The organism is Paracoccus sp. SSJ, from assembly GCF_030234105.1.
Classification (GTDB): Bacteria; Pseudomonadota; Alphaproteobacteria; order Rhodobacterales; family Rhodobacteraceae; genus Paracoccus; species Paracoccus denitrificans.
On record NZ_JASSPE010000001.1, the window covers coordinates 32478 to 53679 of the forward strand.

The window sequence follows — 21202 nt, forward strand, 5'->3', positions numbered from 1 at the left end:
GGTTTCTCCTTGTTGAGTCAAGCTGGGCATGCGGGGCATGGGAGGCGCTGATCCTTGGCCATGACTTGCCTTACGGGCTTGTGGACGGGTTGGCAGCGGATCGCCTCGATGGGTTCCTTCGCTCAGGCGTGGTCGCTGATGCGTCGCGCGACATGCGCGCCTGCGCGGATCCCGGTCAGCACGCCGTCCCGCATGATGGTCTGTCCGCGCAACATGGTCAGCACCGGCCAGCCAGTCAGTTCCATTCCCTCATAGGGTGTATAATCCGCCCCATCGTTCAGCATCGCATGGGTCAGCCGGTTCTTCGCCCCGGGGTTCCAGATGGCGATGTCGGCATCCGCGCCGACCGCGATGGTGCCCTTTTTCGGGTAAAGGCCATAGGTCCGGGCATGGTTGGTCGCGGTCAGGGCAACGAAGCGATTGATATCGATGCGCCCCTTCATGACCCCTTCCGAGAACAGGATCGGCAGCCTTGCCCCCACGCCCGGAATCCCGTTCGGCACCCAACGGAAGCTGGTGCGACCCTTGGGAGTCAGCTTGCCCTGCGGATCGTCGTAGCGGAACGGGCAATGGTCCGAGGAAAACACGTCGAAAACGCCCTGTTGGAGCCCCTCCCAGCAGGCTTGCTGACTCTCGTGATCGCGCGGCGGGGGTGAGCAGACGTATTTTGCACCCTCCATGTTCAGCCCTTCCAGGTCACCTTCGGTTAGCGTCAGATACTGCGGACAGGTCTCGCCGAAGATCCTGAGGCCCTTCTGCCGGGCACGGCGGATTTCCTCCATCGCCTCGCGATTCGAGACATGAACGACCATCAGCGGCACTTCGGACAGTTCGGCCAGCGAGATCGCACGATAGGTTGCCTCGCGCTCGGCGATCACGGGGCGCGACGTGGCATGGAAAACAGGCGCGGTCCTGCCCGCCTGCTCAAGCTGGTCGGTCAGATAGCGGATGACGTCGTAATTCTCGGCATGAACCATGACGAGGGCGCGGGTCTCGCGCGCGACGGCCATCACCTTCAGCAGTTCCAGATCGCTCAGTGCCAGCCCTTCATAGGTCATGAAGACCTTGAACGAGGTATAGCCCTCATGCACCAGCGCGGGCAGGTCCTGCCCCAGAACCTGTTCGGTCGGATCCGAGATGATGAGATGAAAGGACACGTCCGTATGGCAGCTACCCTCGGCCTTGGCGTGATAGTCTTTCAGGGTTTCGCGCAGGGGCACGCCGCTTTCCTGAAGGCAGAAGGGCAGCACCATCGTATTGCCGCCAAGCGCGGCGGAACGGGTGGCGCTTTCGAAATCGTCGGCCATCACGACCCCCTCGCCGTAGGGCTGCGAGATATGGACGTGGCTGTCGATGCCGCCGGGCAGAACCCATTTTCCGGTCGCGTCGATCGTTTCGTCCGCGATGCCAAGGTCGTGACCAAGCGCGGCGATACGCCCCTCGCGAATGCCGATATCGCATTGGAAGGTATCCGAAGCGGTGGAAATGCGGCCGCCCGTGATAATTGTGTCGAAGCGGGTCATGCGGATTTCTCCTTCTTGCTTCGGGGATTGTGTTCGGCGATTTCGGCGAAGGCGCGGATCATCGCCTCGCCCGTCAGGCGGTTGTGTTCCTGCAGGCGCTCGGCCAGATCGAGACGAGCGCGGGCGCGCAGCGCCACCATGATGTGTTCGTGTTCCTGGTAGGACGTGACCAGACGCTCGTCGAATTCGTTGACGGCGAAACGGTAGCGCCAGATCTTCTGTTGCAGCGCCTCGTAATTCTGCGCCAGCAGGGGATTGCCGGTCGCCTGCGCCAGAAGCTGGTGAAAGGCGTAGTTAAGTCGCGTATAGGCATTCTGATCGCGGCGGGACAGCGCTTCGCCAAGCGCGTGGTGATGTTCCTCAAGCGCGGTCATGGCCGCATCGTTGGCGCGCAGGGCGGCCAGGGTGCCGATCAGCCCCTCCAGCGCACCCTTCAGCTCGAAAATGGGACCGATGGCCGCGGCATCGATGGGGGTGACGACCGCACCGCGATTGGGGCGCAGCGTCACCAGTCCCTCGGCGGCCATGACCTTGAGCGCCTCGCGCAGGGGGGTGCGCGAGATGCCGAAACGTGCGCAAAGCTCGGCCTCGGGAATGCGGCGACCCGCGGCGAATTCGCCCTCAAGCAGGATGTTGCGCAGCTGCCCGACGACCAGATCGTGAAGCGTGGCCGCACTTTCAGGCGCCTCCGGTTCATTTCCGGCTGGTCGTATCATGATCGATGGCCCTCCCATTCCTGCCAATGTCCTTGATATGATCATTGGGCCGGGACGGCGCACAATCCTTGATCGCGCCCTGATACGAACATCTGCCCATAGCCTGCCAGCCTGTCCATCGGCACGCCGGTTTCGCGCAGGCATCCCCAGAGCGTAAAGGCCACCGAGTCCAGGATCGGGATGCCGGTCTGCCGTTCAAGCTCGGGTGCGATCAGCGGGCCGCGCATGTTGGTGCAGACGATGGCGATCGCATCAGGGCGGGCCTGCGCCACATCGAGACACATCTCGCGGATCTCCTCTTCGGTCACCTCCGCGAAAGAATGATTGTCGGACCGCCCGCTATGGCGCTCGGCCACGGTCTCGATGCCGATGGCCGCGTAGTTTGCGATGATCCGCTGCTGCACGTCCCGCGTGTAGGGCGTCACGAGGCCAAGACGCTTGACCCCCATCTCGGCCAGCAGCCGGTTCAGGCTGAGGATCGCGCTGGTCGCGGGAATACCGGTGCGCTTGGTGATCGCAGCGCACAGCCGGTCGTCGGTGTCGAAACCCAGCCAGCTTGCCGAGGTTCCGTTCCAGGCGATGATCGCGGGCTTCGCATCGGCCAGCAGATCCGCGGCCGCGAGGATCGGTTCAAGCGTGAACTGGCTGTTCGAGCCTTCGTCCAGCGCGATTCTGGTCACTCGGAAACGTCCGAAATGCACGCTCACGTCTGGATAGAGCGGCCAGGCCATCGCGCTGGTCAAGGGTTCCACAACGGTGTTCGACGAAGGGGTAAGCATCGCGAGCCCAACATTGCCGTCATTTTGCATTCATTTTCACCAAAAGATTCTGCTGTCTCATCGAAGCTTAGGCCAGCTTCGGCCTTGACCGCAAGCCTGTCATGGTGCGCCGCATCCATCCATTACTGGATCTGATGGGCCAAGACCCTTCTTAAAATGCTGATTTTTCATGCGTATTTTAGGGAAATTTCTGAAGATGCACAATCTTTCACCCGACGCACTCGTTATTTCTTGCAATGAACATTCGAATCCGCAACAGTCGTGGAAAACAGAGAACCCTTAAAAATGAATTCAAACAGGGAGAAATCAGCATGAAACTGTCGCATACCCTCGCAGCGGCTGGCATGGCGCTGCTTGCCGGCGCCACGCTGGCCGCATCCGATACGCCCCTGCGCGTCGCAGGTAATTTTTCGCAGAACATCACGCAGGTCGAGATCGAGCGGACCTTCTTCAACGGGCTGAGCGAGGCCACAGGCGTTGGTATCTCGATGAACTACAATCCAATGGATGTCGTTGGCGTGAAAGCCCCCGATGCCCTGCGGATGTTGCGCGGCGGGTCGTTCGACGTGATGTCGGTGCAGATCGGCATGGCATCACGAGACGATCCGTTCTTCGAGGGCATCGACCTGATCGGCGTCGCCCCGGATATGGAAACGCTGCGGAAAGTCGTGGACGCCTATCGCGAACCCTTCGATCAGCGCCTGCAAGAGCGCTTCAACGCCAAGGTGCTGACTCTCTGGCCGTTCGGGCCACAGGTGTTTTACTGCAACCATCCGCTTGAAAGCGTGAACGACCTGCGCGGTCTGAAGGTGCGTTCCTTCACGCCGTCGATGTCGGCGATGTTGGAAAGCTTCGGCGCAACGCCCGTGACCTTGCAATTCTCCGAGGTCTACCCCGCCTTGCAGCGCGGCGTGGCCTCTTGCGGGGTCACCTCGCCTACGTCGGGCAATACCGGCAACTGGCCCGAAGTGACCACTCATTACCTGCCGATGGCGGTATCTGGCTCGGTTCAGGGACATTTCATCAATCTTGCCGCCTGGAACCGCTTTTCGCCCGAAGAGCAGGAAAAGCTGCTGGCCGAGTTCGCAAAACTGGAAGACGAGATGTGGGGTCTCGCCACCAACTCCAGTTCCAACGCCGACGCCTGCAACACCGGGCAGGACGAATGCACGGACTACCGCAAGTTCACGATGCAGATGGTTCAGGTGACCGACGCCGACCGCGAGCGGCTGAAAAAGATCGCGGAAAGTTCGGTCCTGCCGATCTGGAAACAGACCTGCAACGCAGTGGACCCGCAATGTTCGGAGATCTGGAACGAAACCGCCGGTGCCGCCGCTGGGCTGCGGATTGATTGAGGTCCTGGCGCGCCTCGGTAGAAGCGCGCCCATCAACAAAGGTCTTCCCCATGACTTCTGACAATCCAGTCACGCAGGCGGCCACCCCTCTTGCCCGTTCTTTCGCCCTGATTGCAGGATACATGCTGTTGGGCGTGGCACTTTTCGTGACCGCCGAGATCCTGGCCCGCCGATTCTTCAACATATCACTGCAAGGCGGCGACGAACTGGGCGGCTACATGCTGGCCATCCTTGCGGCCTTCGGCTTTTCCTATGCGCTGATCGAGCGCGCCCATACCCGCGTCGAGATCTTGATCGAGCGGGTGGGCCCGCGCATCCAGGCGGTGCTGAACATCTTTTCGGCATGGTGCATCGCGCTGATGGCGGTTTTCATGGCGTGGCGCGCCTGGGCAACCCTGATGGAAAGTGTGGAATACCGCTCGCTTTCCGGCACACCGTTGATGACGCCCCTGTGGCAACCGCAATCCTTGTGGTTCGCGGGGCTTCTGCTCTTTGCGGGAGTGGCGCTGGCGGCAGCAGTCCATGCCACCCTTCTGATGCTGCACGACCAGCACAGGCTGAACCGATTTTACGGCGTCAAGACCCTCGAAGAAGTGATCGAGGAAGAAACCCTCACCTCGGAATCCGGCATGGAGAGTGCAGCAAGATGATCGGTGTTTTCGGAGCCGCGGTCGGCTTTCTCATGATGGTGGGCCTGATGCTGACGGGCTTGCCGGTGGCGGTCGCGCTGTTTCTGACAGCATTCATCGGCGCCTGGGCCTTTCTGGGTCTGCCTACGCTTCTTTCCTTCGGCAACCAGATGTGGAGCGGACAGAACGACTTTATCCTGACCGCTATCCCGCTTTTCATCTTTCTGGGCGAAATCCTGGTGCGCTCGGGCGTGACGGACGGACTTTACCGCTGCCTTTCGGATTGGCTGCGGCGCCTTCCGGGCGGGTTGCTGCATACGAACATCGGGGCAAGCACCTTCTTTTCGGCGGTTTCCGGTTCGTCGGTGGCAACGGCCGCCACCATCGGCACAGTGGCCATGCCGATCATGAAACAGCGCGGCTACGATGCCCGGCTGACCACGGGCTCCATCGCCGCTGGGGCTACGCTGGGCATCCTGCTGCCGCCCTCGATCAACATGATCATCTACGGCTCGATGACGAATACCTCGATCGGGCAGCTTTTCGCGGCCGGTGTGGTGCCGGGACTGATCCTTGCCGGGCTGTTCATGGTGCTGATCGCCGGGGTCTGCATCCTGCGGCCCGAACTTGCCGGGCCGATGCTGCCCGCGCGGTCCTGGCCCGAGAAAATCGCGAGCCTCGTTGATATCATCCCGCCGATCGTGATCTTCCTGATCGTGATGGGGACGATCTATCTGGGCTGGGCCACGCCGACCGAATCGGCGGCCATCGGGGTCGTCTGCGGTCTTGGGGTCGCCATCGCCAAACGACGTCTTTCGCTGTCGATGATGCATGAATGCATGATATCGACCGTGCGCATCTCGGCGATGATCCTGCTGATCATGGTGGCGGCGCACTTCCTGAACTTCGTGATCGGGGTGCTGGGCATTCCGCAGGCACTGACGGGCTTTGTCGCCGACGTCGGGGCGGGACCGCTTCAGATCATCCTGCTGCTGATGGTCTTCTACCTAGTCCTCGGCTGCTTCATGGAGACGCTGTCGATGATGATCGCCACGCTTCCGGTCGTCTTTCCGCTGGTCCTGCATCTGGGGATCGACCCGGTGTGGTTCGGGATCTTCCTTGTCGTGATGATGGAGATCGGGCTGATCACACCCCCCATCGGCATGAACCTCTATGTCGTGCAGGGCGTGCGGGGGCATGGCTCGATCATGGACGTGATCTATGGCGCACTGCCCTTCGTGCTGCTGATGCTGGCCTTCGTCGGCCTGCTCATCGTGTGGCCGCAGATGGCCCTTTGGCTGCCGCAGAGGCTGTTCTGAATGCTGATCATCGAGGCGGATCACCTGATCGCCCATGCCGCCGCGCCCCTGCAATCGGGTGCGGCGGTCGTCGTCATCGACGGGCTTGTCCACGCAATAGGGCCGCGGGCCGAGTTGCGGGCGCATTATCCTTTGGCCCGACGTCTTGATCTGGGCGGATCGCTGCTGCTGCCCGGCCTGATCAATGCGCACCAGCACGGGCGCGGGCTGAGCCAAATTCAGCTTGGTTATCCCGACGACCAGCTTGAACCATGGATTGCGCGCAGGCGCGGGAGGGGTGCGCCAGATACCTATGCACTGACCCGGCTTGCCGCGCTGCGAATGCTGGCAAATGGGGTCACCGCGACACTTCACGCCAATTATAGCTACGCTTCGGGCGATTACGAGGCCGAACTGCGCGCAGCGATCCGCGCCTATGCGGATACCGGACTGCGGGCTACCATCGCGGTCGGATATGCCGACCGTGGCGCGCTGATATATCCGCCCGACGACGAGGCGGCTTTCGTCTCCATGCTTTCGGCCAAGGCACGCGGGCTTATTCGCGCCGGGCGCCCCGCCTATCTGCCGCTGACCGAAACGCTTGACCTCATGGCACGGCTTTGCGCCGAATATGCCGGGCATCCGACGCTGAGTTTCGCCTATGGTCCTGCAGGACCGCAATGGGTCAGCGACGAGGCTTGGCGCGTATTGGCGGGCGATGCCGCACGGCGGGGCCTTGGGTTGCATTTTCACCTGCTGGAATCGCCTGCGCAGGCAGCGTGCGCACGACAGCTTTATCCCTCGGGCGTACTTGCGCATTTGGAAAGGCTCGGTGTGTTTCAAGCGGCGGCCAGCGCCGCGCATTTCGTCCATGCGACCGAACGCGATATTGCCGATGCCGCACGGCTTGGCATCGCGATCGTGACCAACCCGGGTTCGAATATGCGTTTGGGCAATGGCCCACCGCCGCTTGACGCGCTGCACCGGGCGGGGGTGTGCATCGCCATTGGCAGCGACAACTGCACCTTGCAGGATGACGAGGATCTGCTGGCCGAACTGCGCCTTGCCGATGCGCTGACGCGACGGGGTCGCACCGATGATGTGATGGGCGGAATGTGGATGCTCGATGCCGCGACAGGTGCCGGGACGCAGGCGGCTTTCCTGAACGGGACCGGCGCAATCGCACCAGGAATGAAAGCAGACCTGATCGCACTTGATCTTGATCCCACGCAAGGCGCTTTTCTCGACCCCGATATGGGGCTGTTGGACGTCACCATGGCCCGCGCCAAGGGGCGTGACGTGACACTGACGATGGTTGCTGGGCGCATCCTTTATCACAAGGCCAAGTTTCCCGGCGCGGATCTGGCGCAAGCCCGCCGTGCCGCCTGCCGGACGGCATATGCAGCCCGATCAGCGGGACCCGACACCCAAGCTGCAGCCGAAGAAATCGCCGAAGCCCTACGCCGTCATTACACGCAACCAGTCAGGACCTGACCTTGTTGGACGGGAGTGCAGCCGTAAAGCGGAAAAGTAAAGGGACATGCCCGTGATCGAGCGGCCAACAAGACCGAAGTCGGAGGCACTTTCTATTTTGCGCTTGGTTGGGAGGTCGCCATTTTCATGCTCTGTCCTGATCCGCATGATCATGTGTGACCGTCCAGGCCGGCTCGCCGTCAGCAATCCCGGCTATGCGTTTCTGGGCGAGGTGATCGCCCGGCTGACCAGCGGCAGTCGGCAATGGTGCTGCGCTGTTCGCATACAGGCGGCCGGGCTGCGCGCGAGGCAGTGGATGCGTCCGCCGATCCGGTGATCTTTTCGCATTCCAATGCCCGCGCCGTCTGGGATCATCCGGGCAACATCCCCGACGACCCGATGCGCGCCTGTGCCGAACGGGGCGACGATCTGCGGATGATCGCACCCCGGCGCCTGCCGGCGCTGGCCCAGCGACTTGTCGACCGGGGATACGGCGCCGCTGCGCTGGCGAAGATCATGCGCGGCAATCTTGAACGCATTGCGCGGCAGGTCTGGAAGACGGGCTGACGAGCGGAACCACCCTGGGCAACCCGCGACGGGCGTCGCGCTGTCAGGGAATGCGCGGCCGGTCGATGAACTTGCGCAGCGCGAAATGCGTGCGCACGCTGCGCACCCCGGCAATCTTCAGCAGCTTGCCTTGAAGGAAATCCTGGTAATCTTCGAGGCTGCCGACGACGACTTCAAGCAGGAAGTCCTGCGAGCCGGTCATCAGCATGCCGGCCACCACCTCGTCGAACTGCGCGACCTTCTGTTGCACCAGCTCGATCTCGTCGCCGTCCTGTCGCTCCAGCTCGACCGAGACGAAGGCGGTGATCCCGAAACCGGCGGATTTGTGGTCGATGCGGGCGGCATAGCCGGCGATCACGCCGCCCTCTTCCAGCCGTTGCAGCCGCCGCTTGCAGGGCGTGGCCGAGAGACCGACACGATCGGCCAGCTCGACCACGGGAATCCGGCCCTCCTGACCAAGAACGCGCAGTATCCGGCGATCAATCGAATCGATGGTGATATTCACGCAAACACCCCGGAACCATAGAGATAATCACTCAAGATTATGCCATGAAGCCTTCATATAGGAGAGTTTCACCGGGTAAAAGCGCTATAATCGCCCAATCATCAAGGCGAGGAGGAAATCATGGCGCTTGTGATCACGGATGAAACGCCGCCGGCGGGCTATGAACGGCTTGTCCATGTCGAAGATGTCGAAAGCGGCCTTGACGCCTTCATCTGCATCCACTCCACCGCTTGCGGTCCCGCGGCGGGAGGATGCCGGATGTGGAACTATGCCTCGCTTGACGATGCACGCCGCGATGTGCTGCGGCTGGCGGAGGGGATGACCTGCAAGAACGCCATTGCCGATCTGGGCCTTGGTGGCGGAAAGTCGGTGATCATCGGCAATTCGCGTACCGACAAGTCGGAGGCGCTGTTCCGCGCCTTCGGCCGCGCGGTCGACAGTCTGGGCGGGCTTTACTACACCGCCGAGGATGTCGGGATCACGCCCGACGACATGGCCATCGTGGCAAGCGAAACCCCCTATGCGGTCGGGCTGAACAGCGGCGCCCATGCCAGCGGCGATCCGTCGCCCTTTACCGCCGAGGGCGTGTTTCAATGCCTCCGGGTCGGGGCCGAGCAGGTCTTCGGCAGTGCCGATCTGACCGGAAAGCGGGTGTTGGTGCAGGGGCTGGGCCATGTCGGCATGGCGCTGGCCGAAAAGCTGCATGCGGCAGGGGCCGTGCTTATCGTGTCCGATCTGAACCAGAATGCGGTAAAGCGTGCGCAGACCGATCTGGGCGCAGAGATCTGCAGCCCGGAAGAGGTGTTTTCCCAGCAGATGGATATTTTCGCGCCCTGCGCCCTGGGCGGCATCCTGACCGCCGAGACGGTCGCGCGGCTGACCGCGAAGGTCGTCTGCGGGGCGGCGAACAACCAGCTTGCCGCCCCGGACATCGCCGGGCATCTGCGTGCCCGCGGCATCAGCTATCTGCCCGACTACGTCGTCAACGGCGGCGGCATCATCAGCGTCGCGGGCGAGATACACCGCCGCGGCGAAAACTATCGCCGCGAACGGCTTGCAGGCATCGCCGAGCGTATCCGCCGCATCCTGGCGCTGAGCCAAAGCAGCGGCAAGACCACCACCGAGGTCGCGAGCGACATGGTCGCGGATATTTTGGCGCAGGCGTCCTCCCGCCGGGTCCTGGCCTGATCCTCGGGACAGCAGCTCCTGCATCGCACCATCCCCTGAAAGCAGGGGGTGGCGCCGCAATTTCTATCGAAAGGGGCCCCGTTGAGCCAGGCCTTGCCAGAGGTTTCCGCGTCTGCGGGACGAAGTGCCGATCCCTTGCCTGATCGCGATCCGGTTGTCGCCGGGGCAGCGCCGGCGTCTGCGCATCTGTCAAGGCTGGCGCGGGCGGCCACCGATCACAGCCCCCTGGAGGATATGCAGGGCATTTTCACGGGCGCATTGCTGGGGGCGCTGGGGCTGGCGCTGCTGTCGCATCTGGGGTTGCTCACCAGCGGCGCCGCCGGGCTCGCGCTGATCGTTTCATATGCGTCGGGCCTTGATGTCAGCCTGTCGATGCTGCTGGTGAACGCGCCGTTCCTGGTGCTGGCCGGTCTGCGGATGGGGCGGGCCTTTACGATCAAGACCCTTGTGTCGGTCGGTCTCTTGTCCTTTCTCACATCGCTGCAACCCCACCTCGTCAGTTTCGGTCGTATCGAGCCTGCGGCGGGCGCGGTGATGGCGGGTCTGTTGCTGGGCTTCGCCGTTCTGGCGCTTTTTCGGCACCGGGCCAGTTTTGGCGGCGCCGGCATTCTGGCAATCCACTTGCAGGATCGCCGTGGCTGGCGCGCGGGTTATACCCAGCTTGCCATGGACCTGGTGGTCCTGGCGGCGGCGCTGGCGGTCGCAGACCGCAGTTCGGTCGCTTACTCGCTGATCAGCGCGATGGTGCTGAACCTGTTTCTGGCGATCAACCACCGCACCGACCGCTATGTCGCGCGGTAGTTCGCGTATTCGCGCGCCGGAATCGGCCGGCATCGCTCTCTGACAAAATGAAAACAGAGAAGTCATTTTCTAACAGTGCATATTCGTCCTTGGCATATCGACGTCGGGGAAGAGAGGAGGCCGGCCCGACCATCTCTACAGCGACCAGCACCTCAACCTGGGCGGTTTCCTGGGCATCCGCGGCACAACGGACCTTGTCGCTTTGGGATCGTCCGGGCGGACCTGGCGGAACGAACTGGAATTTCCGCTGGCCGAGACGGCGCTGGACGACCGTGTGACCCGCCCTCGCTCCATCTCGGCCTGGATCTTGCCAAGGTGTTCTCGCAGCCGCGCCAGCGCATCGAGGGGGCGGAAGGTGCCGGGGCGGTCATCGGCATGAGGGGGGCGGTCGGAAAGGGCACGCTGGATTTCGGATATGCCATGTTCGTGCAAGCATCGGACAATATCGCCATGCCAGGCGGTCGGTTCTACTTATTGCTGAGCCTTCGGATGTGAACGGCCATCCTTCCGCCTTGCACCGGTGGGCCGCTTCGCGCCGCATCGGCGAAGCATCGGCGATGCTGCCGCGTTTGATCAGCCATACGAATGTCGGCCGCGGCGGCGAATGTGTTTCCGTCAGAACCCATACCTTGCCGGCAGAAACGGTTCCGGCGCTGTCGCAGGAGGTTCGCTCGACATCAGGGCAGCCAGGTGTCGGCCGCTGGCGGGGCCGAGCGTCAGGCCCTGGTGGCCGTGGCCGAAATTGACCCATAGCCGTGGAAGCCTTGTGGATTCCCCGATCAGCGGGATCATGTCGGGCAGGCAGGGGCGGGTGCCTGTCCATGGCTGGATCTCATCGGCCCGCCCGATGTCCAGGATACCGCGCGCCGCCGCTTCGGCGCTGGCCAGTTGCGCGTAGTCCGGCGGAAGGTGCAGCCGGGCAAGATGCGCGCCGGTGGTGATCCGCAGCCCTTGTTCGACCGGGGTGGCGACGTATCCGTGGTCGGTGTCCAGCATCGGCACGTTCAGCGGAACCGGCGCGGTATAGTGGCGATGATAGCCGCGCTTGTAGACCATCGGGACGCGGATGCCCAATCCGGCCAGCAATCGCGGCGTCCACGGGCCGGCGGCAAGCACCAGATGCGGCGCCGACCAATCGCGCCCTGCCGTCTTTGCCGTCCAGCCGGTGGCGGTTGCCCGGATCGCGGTCACCTCGGCCCCGACGATATGCCCGCCTCGGGCGACGAGGGCAGCCGCATAGGCCATGGTCAGGCGACCGGGATTGCTGACGCTCCAGGGATCGAGCCAGTGGATGGCGCCTGCACCGGGCTCCGTGATGGCCGGTTCGGCCGCCTGAAGCGCCGCCGCATCCATCACCGCCAGGTTCAGGCCATGACGCGCGGCCATCTCCTTGCTGCGGCGGGCGGCAGCCTCGAACACGCGCGGGTTGCGGAAGTATTCGCGGTATCCGGTGCGACGGACCAAGCTTCCCGCGCCGGAGGCGTCGATGAAATCCCGATGCGCCGCCAGCGAGGTTCGGATCAGGCTTTCATAGGCCGCCGACAGGAGGGCATGGCGCGCGGGGGTCGAGTGGAACCCGTAGCGGACCAGTGCGCCGGCCTGCCATGCCAGTTCGCGCCATCGCGCGCGGACATCGTTCCTGCGGCCCAGAAGCACCCCCAGCAGGAAACCGGGCCCAAGCGGCATCGCATAGGGGGCGACGGCCTCGCGCTGGAGGATGCCGGCATTGCCGAAACTGGTTTCGCAGCCCGGCTCCTTGCGGTCGATGACGGTCACGGTCCAGCCGCGCTCCTGCAGTGCCAGGGCGGTAGAGACGCCGACGATGCCGGCACCGATGACAAGGGCCTCGTTCATTGCGGATAACGGCCTCTCATTCCCGACCTGCAAGGTGACGCAGGAAATAATCGACAGTCCGGCGAAGGGCATAGGGGTGAAAGGCAACGCCATGGCCGGCGCCCGGCACGATGAGCATGTCGAAATCGGCATCGGCCTTCACCAGCGCATCGACAAGGCGCAGCATCTGGCTGGGCTGGACATTGTCGTCCATCTCTCCCTGAACCAGGAACAGCTTGCCGGCGATCCGGTCGGCCACATCGGCGCTGGCCAGGCCGCGGCGGGAACCGGCATCCATGCCCTGGAACATCTCTGCCCAGTTGGCGATATACAGCGAAACATCGTGGTTGCCGCAGATCGACACCCCGACGGTGAAGAAATCGGGATGGACCGCCATCCCGCGAACCGTCGCGTAGCCGCCGCCCGAGAACCCGGTCAAACCGACGCCCTCTGCAATGTCCATCCAGGGGCGGTCCGTCGCCAGGGACCTGATGGCCGCCACATGGTCGGCAAGGCCCCCGCAGCTTTCCATCCTTCCATGGGAATGCAGCCAGAAATCCCGGGATCGTCCCGGTGTTCCGGGGCCGTCAAGCAGAAGCGTGACGAAGCCCGCCGCGGCGAGGCCCTCGGCATATCGGGCATAGGTTGTCTGGCCGAACGATTTCGGCGCCATGAAGACCTGCGGACCGCCATAGATGACGTCGATGACCGGATAGGATTTCTCCGGATCGAACCCCGGGGGCTTGTAGAGCACTCCCCAAAGCTCCGTTTCGCCGTCCAGGGCCTGGACATGAAACGGCTCGGGCAGCGGCATGTCGGCGGGCCAGGCTGCCCCGGCATCCGCATGTTCCAGCATCGTGACCACCCTGCCGTTCCGGTCATACAGGGCCGAGACGGGCGGCCGGTCCGGCGCTTCATGGGCGGCGACGAAAAACGTTCCGTCGGGGCTGGTCCCGTTCGGATATCGCCCGCTGCCGGCCGGAACTTGCGTCAGTGCGCGTGGCGGCAGGGACAGGTCATGGTTGAGATCCTGATGGGTCAGGCGGCGCAGATCCGTTCCGTCGAAGCGGATCGAATAGACCTGGAGGTAATAGGGATCCAGCCGCGGCTCACGGCCTGCGGCAGCGAAGAGGACGGTTTCGGCATCCTCGTCGACATGGAGGATCGAAACGACGTTCCATCCGCCCGCGGTGATGCGGCGGCGGCTGCGCGGATCGCCGGGCTCGACGAAATAGAGATGGCGCCAGCCGTCAGCCATCGACGACCAGAGGATGCGGCCGTCGCGCAGCACCTGTGGTTGCGGGCTCGGGCTGAAACATGGCCTCCCCGCCGCGGGGCCCTCCTCGATGACCAGTCGCGTGGTGTCGCCGGTTGCGGTGTCCACCTGCCAGAAATCCAGCCGATCTCCGTCGCGCGATCCTTCATGCAGGTAGAAGTGACCTCCGTCGTCGGACCACCAGGCGGGATAGCTGATCAGCGGATTGGCGCCAAAGCTGACCAGTCGATCCATCCTGGCTGGCACCCGCTGTCCGTTCCTGTCGATGAACCACAACTCGCTCAACGCGCCATGTTCATCGCCGGGAAACCAACAGCTTCTCTCCGATCCCGTCCGGCGCGCTGGCCTTTTCGCTGGACCATGTTCGCCGCGTCCGGGCGGGCGAAATCGCACCGCCCAAGGACGAGATGCTGGCGGTCTTCCACGAGCTGTGCAGCACCGACGGCCACGAGGTCGTGCAGGGCATTGCCGCCGGGGCGGAGCCCGGAGCCTCGGTCGTGCGCGCCGTCTATGAGGAACTGCGCGACATGATCCTGGACGATCTGCGCGCTGCGGGCGATGTCGATGTCGTCCTGCTTGCGCTTCACGGAGCGATGATCGCGCAGGGATACGACGATTGCGAAGGCGATCTGCTGGCCCGCATCCGCGAGATTGCGCCCCGGGCGATCATCGGCGCCCAGCTGGACCCGCATTGCAGCCTGACCGAAACCATGGTCGCCAATGCCGACCTGATCACCATCATGCGGGAATATCCCCATACCGATTTCGCCGAACGGGCAGCGGATCTGCATCGGCATTGCCTGCGGGCGGCGCGGGGGGAGATCCGCCCGGCGGCGGCGCTGATCGACTGCCGGATGATCGGTTTCTTTCCGACCACGGACGGCGCGATGAAGCAGGTTGTCGGGGCCTTTCGCCACAGCAGCGCCGAGCCGCGCATCGTTACCGCGGAATTCGCGCATGGCTTTCCCTGGGGCGACGTGCCGGAGATGGGCGCGCGCGTGCTGGTTTACGCGGATGGCGATGTGGAAATCGCCAAGGCAGAGGCCCTGCGGCTGGCGCGGCTGGTCCATGACAGGCGGCGGGAATTGCAGGCCGCATTCCCCGACCTCGCGTCCTCGCTCGACCGGGCGGAGGGGCTGGACGGCCTGGTCGTGCTGGGCGACTTTGCCGACAATCCCGGCGGCGGGGCGCCCGGCGACAGCACCTTTGTCCTGCGTGAACTGCTGGATCGCGGCATTGCCGATGCGGCGATCGGCGCTTTCCACGACCCGGAGGCGGCGCGGCTTTGCGCCGATGCCGGGCCGGGCGCTACGATCCGGCTGCGTCTGGGCGGCAAGCTGGGACCGGAATCCGGCGACCCGGTCGATCTGGTGGTCGAGATCCTCGGCTTCAAGGGCGGCGATCGGGTGAATTTCTGAGCCGGCTCGCCCCGAGCTTTTCTGGGCCCGGTCCAATCACCGCAAGAGCGCCATGGCCTCTTGAGCAGGCGGGGCGGGTGGAGTGCCCGCCTCTTGCCCCGACAGCCCCATTCTCGGAGGGTCCAGCAGGGCCGAAGGGCTGTCGGTTGGAACGTGCAAGTCGGAAGGGGAGGAGGGTGCCCAGCCAAGTTCTGTAAATTAGCTACAAATAATTTGACATCTGTAGTGCAGCTACTATTCTCCGTCCTGTTCGGTATTGCGGCGCGTGGGTGATCGCATGGAGGTGCCGGACGCTTTGCGGAGGAACCCTTGATGAAACGTCCACTCGCGCTGTCTTCAGCGCTTGCCTTCCTATGCTCGGTCGCCAGTGCCCAGGCGGCGCCGCTGACGGTTTATTGCCCGATGTCGGATGACGATTGCGGCTCGGTCCTGGCGGCCTTTGCCGCCGATACCGGAAACGAGGCGCGCTTTGTCCGCATCGGCGCGGGCGAGATCCTGGCCCGTATCCGGGCCGAGAAGGCCAATCCGCAGGCCGGGCTATGGCTGGCCGGCGCCGCCGACAATTTCATCCAGGCGGCCGAGGAGGGGCTCCTGGCGCCGCACAAGGCGGCCGGCATCGACAAGGTCGATCCGCGCTTTGCCGACAAGGACGGCGCCTGGACGCCGATTTCCATGTCGCCGCTGGTCTTCGCCTATAACGCCGATCTGGTCGAGGAAGCGCAGGCGCCGATCCCCGACAGCTGGACGAGCTTCGCCGACCCGGCCTATCAGAAGAACGTCGCGCTGGCCCATGCTGCGTCCTCGGGCACGGCCTATGTCGCACTGGCCTCGGTCGTGCAGCTTTCCGGCGAGGACGAGGGCTTCCAGCTGATGAAGGACATCGACAAGAACGTCATCCAGTATACCCGCTCGGGCGTCGCGCCCTCGCGCATGGTCGCGAATGGCGAGGTGGCGCTGGCCATGGCCTTTACCCAGGATGTCGAGGCGGCGCTGGCTGCCGGCTATCCGCTGGACTATGCCTTCCCGAAAGAGGGCACCGGCTTCGAGGTGAACGCCGCCGCCGCCGTCGCCAATGCGCCCGATGATCAGGCCACGGCCGCCACCGCCTTCCTGGACTGGGTGCTGACCGAAAAGGGCCAGGCCGCCATGGGCGCCACCTTCCGCGGCCCGATCGTGCCCGGCTATGTCCACCCCGAGGCGAGGATCGACCTCAGCAACGTCAAGCTGATCGATTACGATTTCGCCTGGGCCGGTGCCAACCGCGCCCGCCTGCTAGAGCGTTACGAGAACGAAGTCCGCCACAAGGCCGACGCCCAGTAAGGCGCCAAGGAGCCCGTCCCCATGTCTTTGCAAACCGACACCGCCGCGCGGCCGGGGGCGGGCTGGGCCTTGCCCGCGCCGCTGCGCCGCATCGCTGCCGATCCCTGGCTGTTCGGCATCTTCGTCCTGCTGACGCTCTCGGTGCTGGTCTTCGCCGTCCTGCCCATCGTCAACGTGCTGAAGCAGGCGGTCTGGACGCCGGAGGGCTTTGACCTTGCCGCGCTGAAGACCACGCTGGCACAGCCCTTCGTCTGGCGCGCGCTTGGCAATACGCTGATCCTGGGCGCGACCTCGGCGCTGGTCGCAACGGTGGCGGGCTTTGTCATGGCCTTTGCCGTGACGCGGACCACCATGCCCGGCAAGGGCTTCATCCACGCGGCGGCGCTGCTGCCGATCATCTCGCCGCCCTTCGTCATGGCGCTGGCCATCGTGATCCTGTTCGGCCGCTCGGGGCTCATCACGCGTGAACTGCTGGGCATCCGCAACGCCAATGTCTACGGCTTTCACAGCCTGGTGCTGATCCAGTCGCTGGCCTTCACCCCCATCGCCTATCTGAACATCAAGGGCATGCTGCAATCCATCGACAGCGCGCTGGAGGATGCCTCGGCCTCGCTGGGCGGCACGCGTTGGACCACCTTCCGGCAGGTGACGCTGCCCCTGGTGACGCCCGCGATCCTCAGCTCCATCCTGCTGGTCTTCGTCAAATCGGTCGAGGATTTCGGCAATCCGATGCTGATCGGCGGGCCGTTCAGCACGCTGGCGGTCGAGGCCTATTCGCAGATGGTGGGCTATTTCAACCTGAACGCCGGCGCGCTGCTGGCCAGCCTGATGCTGATCCCGTCGATGACCGCCTTCCTGATCCACCGCTATTGGGTCAGCAAGAAAAGCTATGTCACCGTGACCGGCAAGCCCACGGCGCAGTCGATCCGCATTTCGGGCGCGCGGGTGGTGCTGCCGCTGTCGCTGGTTTGCTACTTCCTGGCGCTGACCATCCTGCTGTTCTATGCGACCGTGTTCTATGTCAGCTTCACCAAGCTGCCGGGCGTCAACAACACGCTGACGCTGGACCATTACCGGACCGTCTTCACCGCCGGCTTCGATACGCTGGGCAATTCGCTGTATCTGGCCGGCATTGCCACGCCGGTTACGGCGATTGCCGGCATGATGATCGCCTATCTTCTGGTGCGCCGTGCCTTCCCGGGCAGCTTCCTGCTGCGCTGGGGCACGCTTTTGTCCTTTGCCGCGCCGGGCACCATCCTGGGCATCGGCTATATCGGCACCTTCAACACGCCGCCCCTGCTGCTGACCGGCACCGCCGCCATCATCATCGCGGCCATGGTGGTCAAGAACCTGCAGGTGGGCATCGAGGCCGGCACCAACCAGCTGCAACAGATCGACCGCTCGATCGAAGAGGCGTCGACCATCCTTGGCGCCTCCAGCGGCCGGACCTTCACCAGCGTCACCCTGCCGCTTCTGCGTCCGGCGCTGTTTTCCTCGGTCGCTTATGCCTTCACCCGGTCGCTGACCACGCTCAGCGCGGTGATCTTCCTGGTCTCGGCCAATTGGACGCTGATCACCGTGACCATCCTGTCGCAGGTCGAGACGCTCAAGACCGGCGTCGCCGCAGCCTGGTGCTGCATCCTGGTCGTGGTGGTGCTGGCCATCCTTGCCCTCATGCAACTCGTTCTGAACCGCAGCGCGCGCGAAAGGTGACATCCCATGTCGAACGTCGTTTTCCAGAATATCGTCAAGCAATTCCCCGCCGCCGGCGGGGCGCCGGGCGGGCTTGCGGTACAAGACCTGGACCTGACCATCGAGGAAGGCTCGCTGGTCACGCTGCTGGGCCCTTCGGGTTGCGGCAAGACCACCACGCTGCGGATGCTCGCGGGGTTCGAGACGCCCACCTCGGGCCGCATCACCATCGGCGGGCGCGACGTGACGCATCTGCCGGTCAATGCCCGCAATGTCGGCATGGTGTTCCAAAGCTATGCGCTGTTTCCGCACATGACCGTGCGCCAGAACGTCGAATACGGTGCCAAGCTGCAGAACCTCTCGAAGGCCGAACTGAACAGCCGCGTGGACGAGATGCTCGAGACCATGGCGCTGACCCCCTATGCCGACCGCGCGCCCTCGCGCCTGTCGGGCGGCCAGCAGCAGCGCGTGGCGCTGGCCCGCGCCGTGGTCACCCGGCCCAAGGTGCTGCTCTTCGACGAGCCGCTGTCGAACCTCGATGCGCAGCTGCGCGAGCGGATGCGGGACGAGTTGCGGGCGATCCAGCTGCGCCTGGGCATCACCAGCCTTTACGTCACCCATGACCAAAGCGAGGCGATGGCGATTTCCGACCGCGTCGTGGTGATGCGCAACGGCGTCGTAGAACAGGCCGACACGCCGATGAACGTCTATGCCCGCCCCGGCACCGCCTTCGTGGCCGAGTTCATGGGCAAGGCCAATATCCTCGAGGGCGAGGTGCAGGAAATCGGCGAGGCGACCGTACGCACCCGCATCGCCGGCGCCAGTTTCGAGCTGCCGCGCGGTCCGCATCCCTTGCGCCCCGGCCAGCGCGTGCGCTGCGTGCTGCGGCCCGAATACCTGCGCATCGATCCGCAGGGCCCGCTGACCGCCACCGTCAAGCGCGTCGTCTTCCAGGGCGGCCATGTCGAATACCTGACCGAGATCGGCGGGCAGGAATGCACCGTCACCGACGCGCAATATTTCCACGGCGGTATCGCCGAACAGGGCCGGCCCCTGCGGCTGGCGCTGGACACAAGGCCGGTCTGGATGCTGGCCGACGACCAAAACACGAACGCATTGAAAGCAGCCTGACCATGAACCTGATGACCACGACCGACCTCGACGCCGAAATCGCCGCCACCGCCCGCGCCGCCGCGCTGGCCGCCGGCGCCATCGCGCGCGAAGCATTCCTGAACGCCACGCCCGCCGATCTCGCGACCGAGCAGAAGGCCGGGTTTTTCGACATCGTGACCGTCACCGACAAGGCCGCCGAGGTCGAGGCCAGCCGCATCATCTGGGACCGCCTGCCGCAATCGCGCATCCTGGGCGAGGAAAGCGGCTGGCAGGGCGCGGGCCCGGCCAGCTGGATCATCGACCCGATCGACGGCACCAGCAACTTCGCCTCGGGCCTGCCGTTCTTCAGCGTCTCGATTGCTGCCTATTACGAGGGCCGGCCGGTCTGCGCCGCGATCTACGACCCGATCCGGGACGAGCTGTTCATGGCCGAGAGCGGCCGGCTGACCCTGAACGGCGCCCCCGTCGCGCTTTATGCCAAGGGGCTTGCCGACCGCGAGGTCGAGCTTTTGACCAATGCCCCTTACGAAGGCGCGCGCCCGACGCCCGAGACGCTGGCGGGCTTCGCCGATGTGGTCGACAGCTTCCGCGCCGTGCGGCGGCTGGGCTCCTGCGCGCTGCATCTGGCCTATGTCGCGGCGGGCCGGGTGGTGGTCTGCTACGAATCCAAGTTCAGCGCCTGGGACATCGCAGCGGGGCTGCAACTGGTGCAGGCGGCGGGCGGCATCGTCCATGCCCGCGACGCCGAGGGCGCGCCCATCGGCACCGGCCACGACGACCTGTCCCGCGTCCGCAGGCTGGTCGTGGCGCAGAAGGGGTTTGACTATTCCGGCTCTTGCCTGTCGAAACTGATGGACCATGGCGCCCTTTGACGGCGCCGTCCTGACTGCGCGAGGTGAGATGCTTGACCGGATCCGTCAATCCCTGGCCAGCTTCACCCCGGCCGAGCGCCGGGTGGCCGAGGCGGTGCTGGATACGCCCAGCACCGCGATCACCTGGTCGATCTCGGATGCGGCGCGCATCGCAAAGGTCAGCGAACCCTCGATCATCCGCTTCTGCAGGCGGCTGGACTGCGACGGTTTTCCCGATTTCCGGCTGAAGCTGGCGCAGCAATTGGCCAAGCACCAGCCCGCGCCGCAACCTTTGGCGCGGCCGGGGTCGGGCAACGACGATCCGCTGGCGGCAATGGTCGACGACATCTTCCAGCGCGCCGGGCAGGCCATCGAGGAGGCACGGCGCGATCTGGATCTGGGCGCCCTGCGCGCGGCGGTCGCCATGCTGGGCAAGGCGCGGCGCGTGGATATCTATGGCTATGGCAGCTCGGGCTTCATGGCCAGCGAGGCGCAGCACCGGCTGGCGGCCCTTGCCATTCCAGCCGTGGCCTATTCCGACCCGACCTTGCAGATGCACTCGGCGCCGCTGTTGGGGCCGGGCGACCTTTTGTTCGTGCTGTCCTTCTCGGGGCTGACCAGCTACCTCATCTCGAACATCGAGATCGCGCGCAAGGCCGGAGCGCCGGTGCTGGCCATCTCGCCCAAGGGATCCATCGTCGCCTCACTTGCCGATGTGAACCTGAACTTGAACGCCTATCGGCAGTCCTCGGGCCGGATGGCGGTCCCGACGGGCCGCGTGGCGCCGATGTATGTCCTGCTCGACGCGCTGTTCGCGGCGATGGCCGAAGAAATGGGCGGGGAGCATTGAGCTTGCTGCGACAGT

Annotated in this window: 21 protein-coding genes; 15 read left to right on the top strand and 6 right to left on the bottom strand. The window is 64.5% G+C overall.

Features of this window, described 5'->3' with window-relative positions; all coding sequences use genetic code 11:
* Window positions 1-122 precede the first annotated feature (122 nt).
* Genes hydA through QPR87_RS00170 form a run of 3 tightly spaced genes read right to left on the bottom strand, consistent with a single transcriptional unit; the run spans window position 123 to window position 3048 of the window.
* Window positions 123-1523, bottom strand: coding sequence for a dihydropyrimidinase (gene hydA / locus QPR87_RS00160; protein WP_285047559.1), 1401 nt, complete (start codon window positions 1521-1523; stop codon window positions 123-125).
* Window positions 1520-2239 (bottom strand): GntR family transcriptional regulator, encoded by a 720-nt coding sequence (locus QPR87_RS00165; protein ID WP_285047560.1) that lies wholly within the window; start codon window positions 2237-2239, stop codon window positions 1520-1522. Before QPR87_RS00165 ends, hydA begins: the two co-directional genes overlap by 4 nt.
* Before the next feature lie 41 nt (window positions 2240-2280).
* Entirely contained in the window at window positions 2281-3048 is a 768-nt protein-coding gene (locus QPR87_RS00170; protein ID WP_011750840.1) for a maleate cis-trans isomerase family protein, read from the bottom strand.
* Window positions 3049-3329: 281 nt separating this feature from the next.
* On the opposite strand from QPR87_RS00170, the gene QPR87_RS00175 reads away from it, so the two are divergent.
* The 5 genes from QPR87_RS00175 to QPR87_RS00195 all read left to right on the top strand — a co-directional run bounded on the left by QPR87_RS00175 (window position 3330) and on the right by QPR87_RS00195 (window position 8340).
* Window positions 3330-4373 (top strand): TRAP transporter substrate-binding protein, encoded by a 1044-nt coding sequence (locus QPR87_RS00175; RefSeq protein ID WP_285047561.1) that lies wholly within the window; start codon window positions 3330-3332, stop codon window positions 4371-4373.
* On the top strand, window positions 4370-5023 hold the full coding sequence (locus tag QPR87_RS00180; RefSeq protein WP_233902072.1) for a TRAP transporter small permease subunit: 654 nt from the start codon (window positions 4370-4372) through the stop codon (window positions 5021-5023). The genes QPR87_RS00175 and QPR87_RS00180 overlap by 4 nt, the downstream gene beginning before the upstream one ends.
* Window positions 5020-6321 (top strand): TRAP transporter large permease, encoded by a 1302-nt coding sequence (locus tag QPR87_RS00185; protein WP_285047564.1) that lies wholly within the window; start codon window positions 5020-5022, stop codon window positions 6319-6321. The genes QPR87_RS00180 and QPR87_RS00185 overlap by 4 nt, the downstream gene beginning before the upstream one ends.
* Window positions 6322-7794, top strand: a complete 1473-nt coding sequence (locus QPR87_RS00190; protein ID WP_285047565.1) for an amidohydrolase family protein — start codon at window positions 6322-6324, stop codon at window positions 7792-7794.
* Window positions 7795-8037: 243 nt separating this feature from the next.
* The gene (locus QPR87_RS00195; protein WP_285047566.1) at window positions 8038-8340 is read left to right on the top strand and encodes a membrane dipeptidase; all 303 of its coding nucleotides are present in this window, start codon (window positions 8038-8040) and stop codon (window positions 8338-8340) included.
* Window positions 8341-8383: 43 nt separating this feature from the next.
* Here QPR87_RS00195 and QPR87_RS00200 read toward each other — a convergent pair whose 3' ends face one another.
* On the bottom strand, window positions 8384-8845 hold the full coding sequence (locus QPR87_RS00200) for an Lrp/AsnC family transcriptional regulator (RefSeq protein ID WP_011750846.1): 462 nt from the start codon (window positions 8843-8845) through the stop codon (window positions 8384-8386).
* A gap of 120 nt (window positions 8846-8965) precedes the next feature.
* On the opposite strand from QPR87_RS00200, the gene QPR87_RS00205 reads away from it, so the two are divergent.
* From QPR87_RS00205 to QPR87_RS00215, 4 genes are all read left to right on the top strand, one after another.
* Entirely contained in the window at window positions 8966-10033 is a 1068-nt protein-coding gene (locus QPR87_RS00205) for a Leu/Phe/Val dehydrogenase (RefSeq protein WP_285047568.1), read from the top strand.
* Window positions 10034-10081: 48 nt separating this feature from the next.
* Window positions 10082-10834 (top strand): YitT family protein, encoded by a 753-nt coding sequence (locus QPR87_RS00210; RefSeq protein ID WP_285047569.1) that lies wholly within the window; start codon window positions 10082-10084, stop codon window positions 10832-10834.
* Between the two features lie 175 nt (window positions 10835-11009).
* Window positions 11010-11213 (top strand): hypothetical protein, encoded by a 204-nt coding sequence (locus QPR87_RS23585; protein ID WP_350310434.1) that lies wholly within the window; start codon window positions 11010-11012, stop codon window positions 11211-11213.
* Entirely contained in the window at window positions 11150-11329 is a 180-nt protein-coding gene (locus QPR87_RS00215) for a hypothetical protein (protein WP_285047570.1), read from the top strand. Before QPR87_RS23585 ends, QPR87_RS00215 begins: the two co-directional genes overlap by 64 nt.
* 120 nt (window positions 11330-11449) lie before the next feature.
* Here the strand turns inward: QPR87_RS00215 and QPR87_RS00220 are convergent, their stop codons facing one another.
* Window positions 11450-12688: an NAD(P)/FAD-dependent oxidoreductase gene (locus tag QPR87_RS00220; RefSeq protein ID WP_285047572.1), complete on the bottom strand. Its 1239-nt coding sequence runs from the start codon at window positions 12686-12688 to the stop codon at window positions 11450-11452.
* Window positions 12689-12704: 16 nt separating this feature from the next.
* On the bottom strand, window positions 12705-14177 hold the full coding sequence (locus QPR87_RS00225) for a S9 family peptidase (protein WP_285047574.1): 1473 nt from the start codon (window positions 14175-14177) through the stop codon (window positions 12705-12707).
* Window positions 14178-14296: 119 nt separating this feature from the next.
* Here QPR87_RS00225 and QPR87_RS00230 point away from each other — a divergent pair, with 119 nt between their 5' ends.
* The 6 genes from QPR87_RS00230 (at window position 14297) to QPR87_RS00255 (ending at window position 21187) form a co-directional block, all read left to right on the top strand.
* Window positions 14297-15361, top strand: coding sequence for a M81 family metallopeptidase (locus tag QPR87_RS00230; protein WP_285048060.1), 1065 nt, complete (start codon window positions 14297-14299; stop codon window positions 15359-15361).
* Window positions 15362-15673: 312 nt separating this feature from the next.
* Window positions 15674-16681, top strand: a complete 1008-nt coding sequence (locus tag QPR87_RS00235) for an ABC transporter substrate-binding protein (protein WP_285047575.1) — start codon at window positions 15674-15676, stop codon at window positions 16679-16681.
* A gap of 21 nt (window positions 16682-16702) precedes the next feature.
* Window positions 16703-18394: an ABC transporter permease gene (locus tag QPR87_RS00240; RefSeq protein ID WP_011750870.1), complete on the top strand. Its 1692-nt coding sequence runs from the start codon at window positions 16703-16705 to the stop codon at window positions 18392-18394.
* Window positions 18395-18400: 6 nt separating this feature from the next.
* Window positions 18401-19504: an ABC transporter ATP-binding protein gene (locus tag QPR87_RS00245; RefSeq protein WP_011750871.1), complete on the top strand. Its 1104-nt coding sequence runs from the start codon at window positions 18401-18403 to the stop codon at window positions 19502-19504.
* Between the two features lie 2 nt (window positions 19505-19506).
* Window positions 19507-20358 (top strand): inositol monophosphatase family protein, encoded by an 852-nt coding sequence (locus QPR87_RS00250; protein WP_285047578.1) that lies wholly within the window; start codon window positions 19507-19509, stop codon window positions 20356-20358.
* Between the two features lie 28 nt (window positions 20359-20386).
* Entirely contained in the window at window positions 20387-21187 is an 801-nt protein-coding gene (locus QPR87_RS00255) for a MurR/RpiR family transcriptional regulator (RefSeq protein WP_158659358.1), read from the top strand.
* Window positions 21188-21202 lie beyond the last annotated feature (15 nt).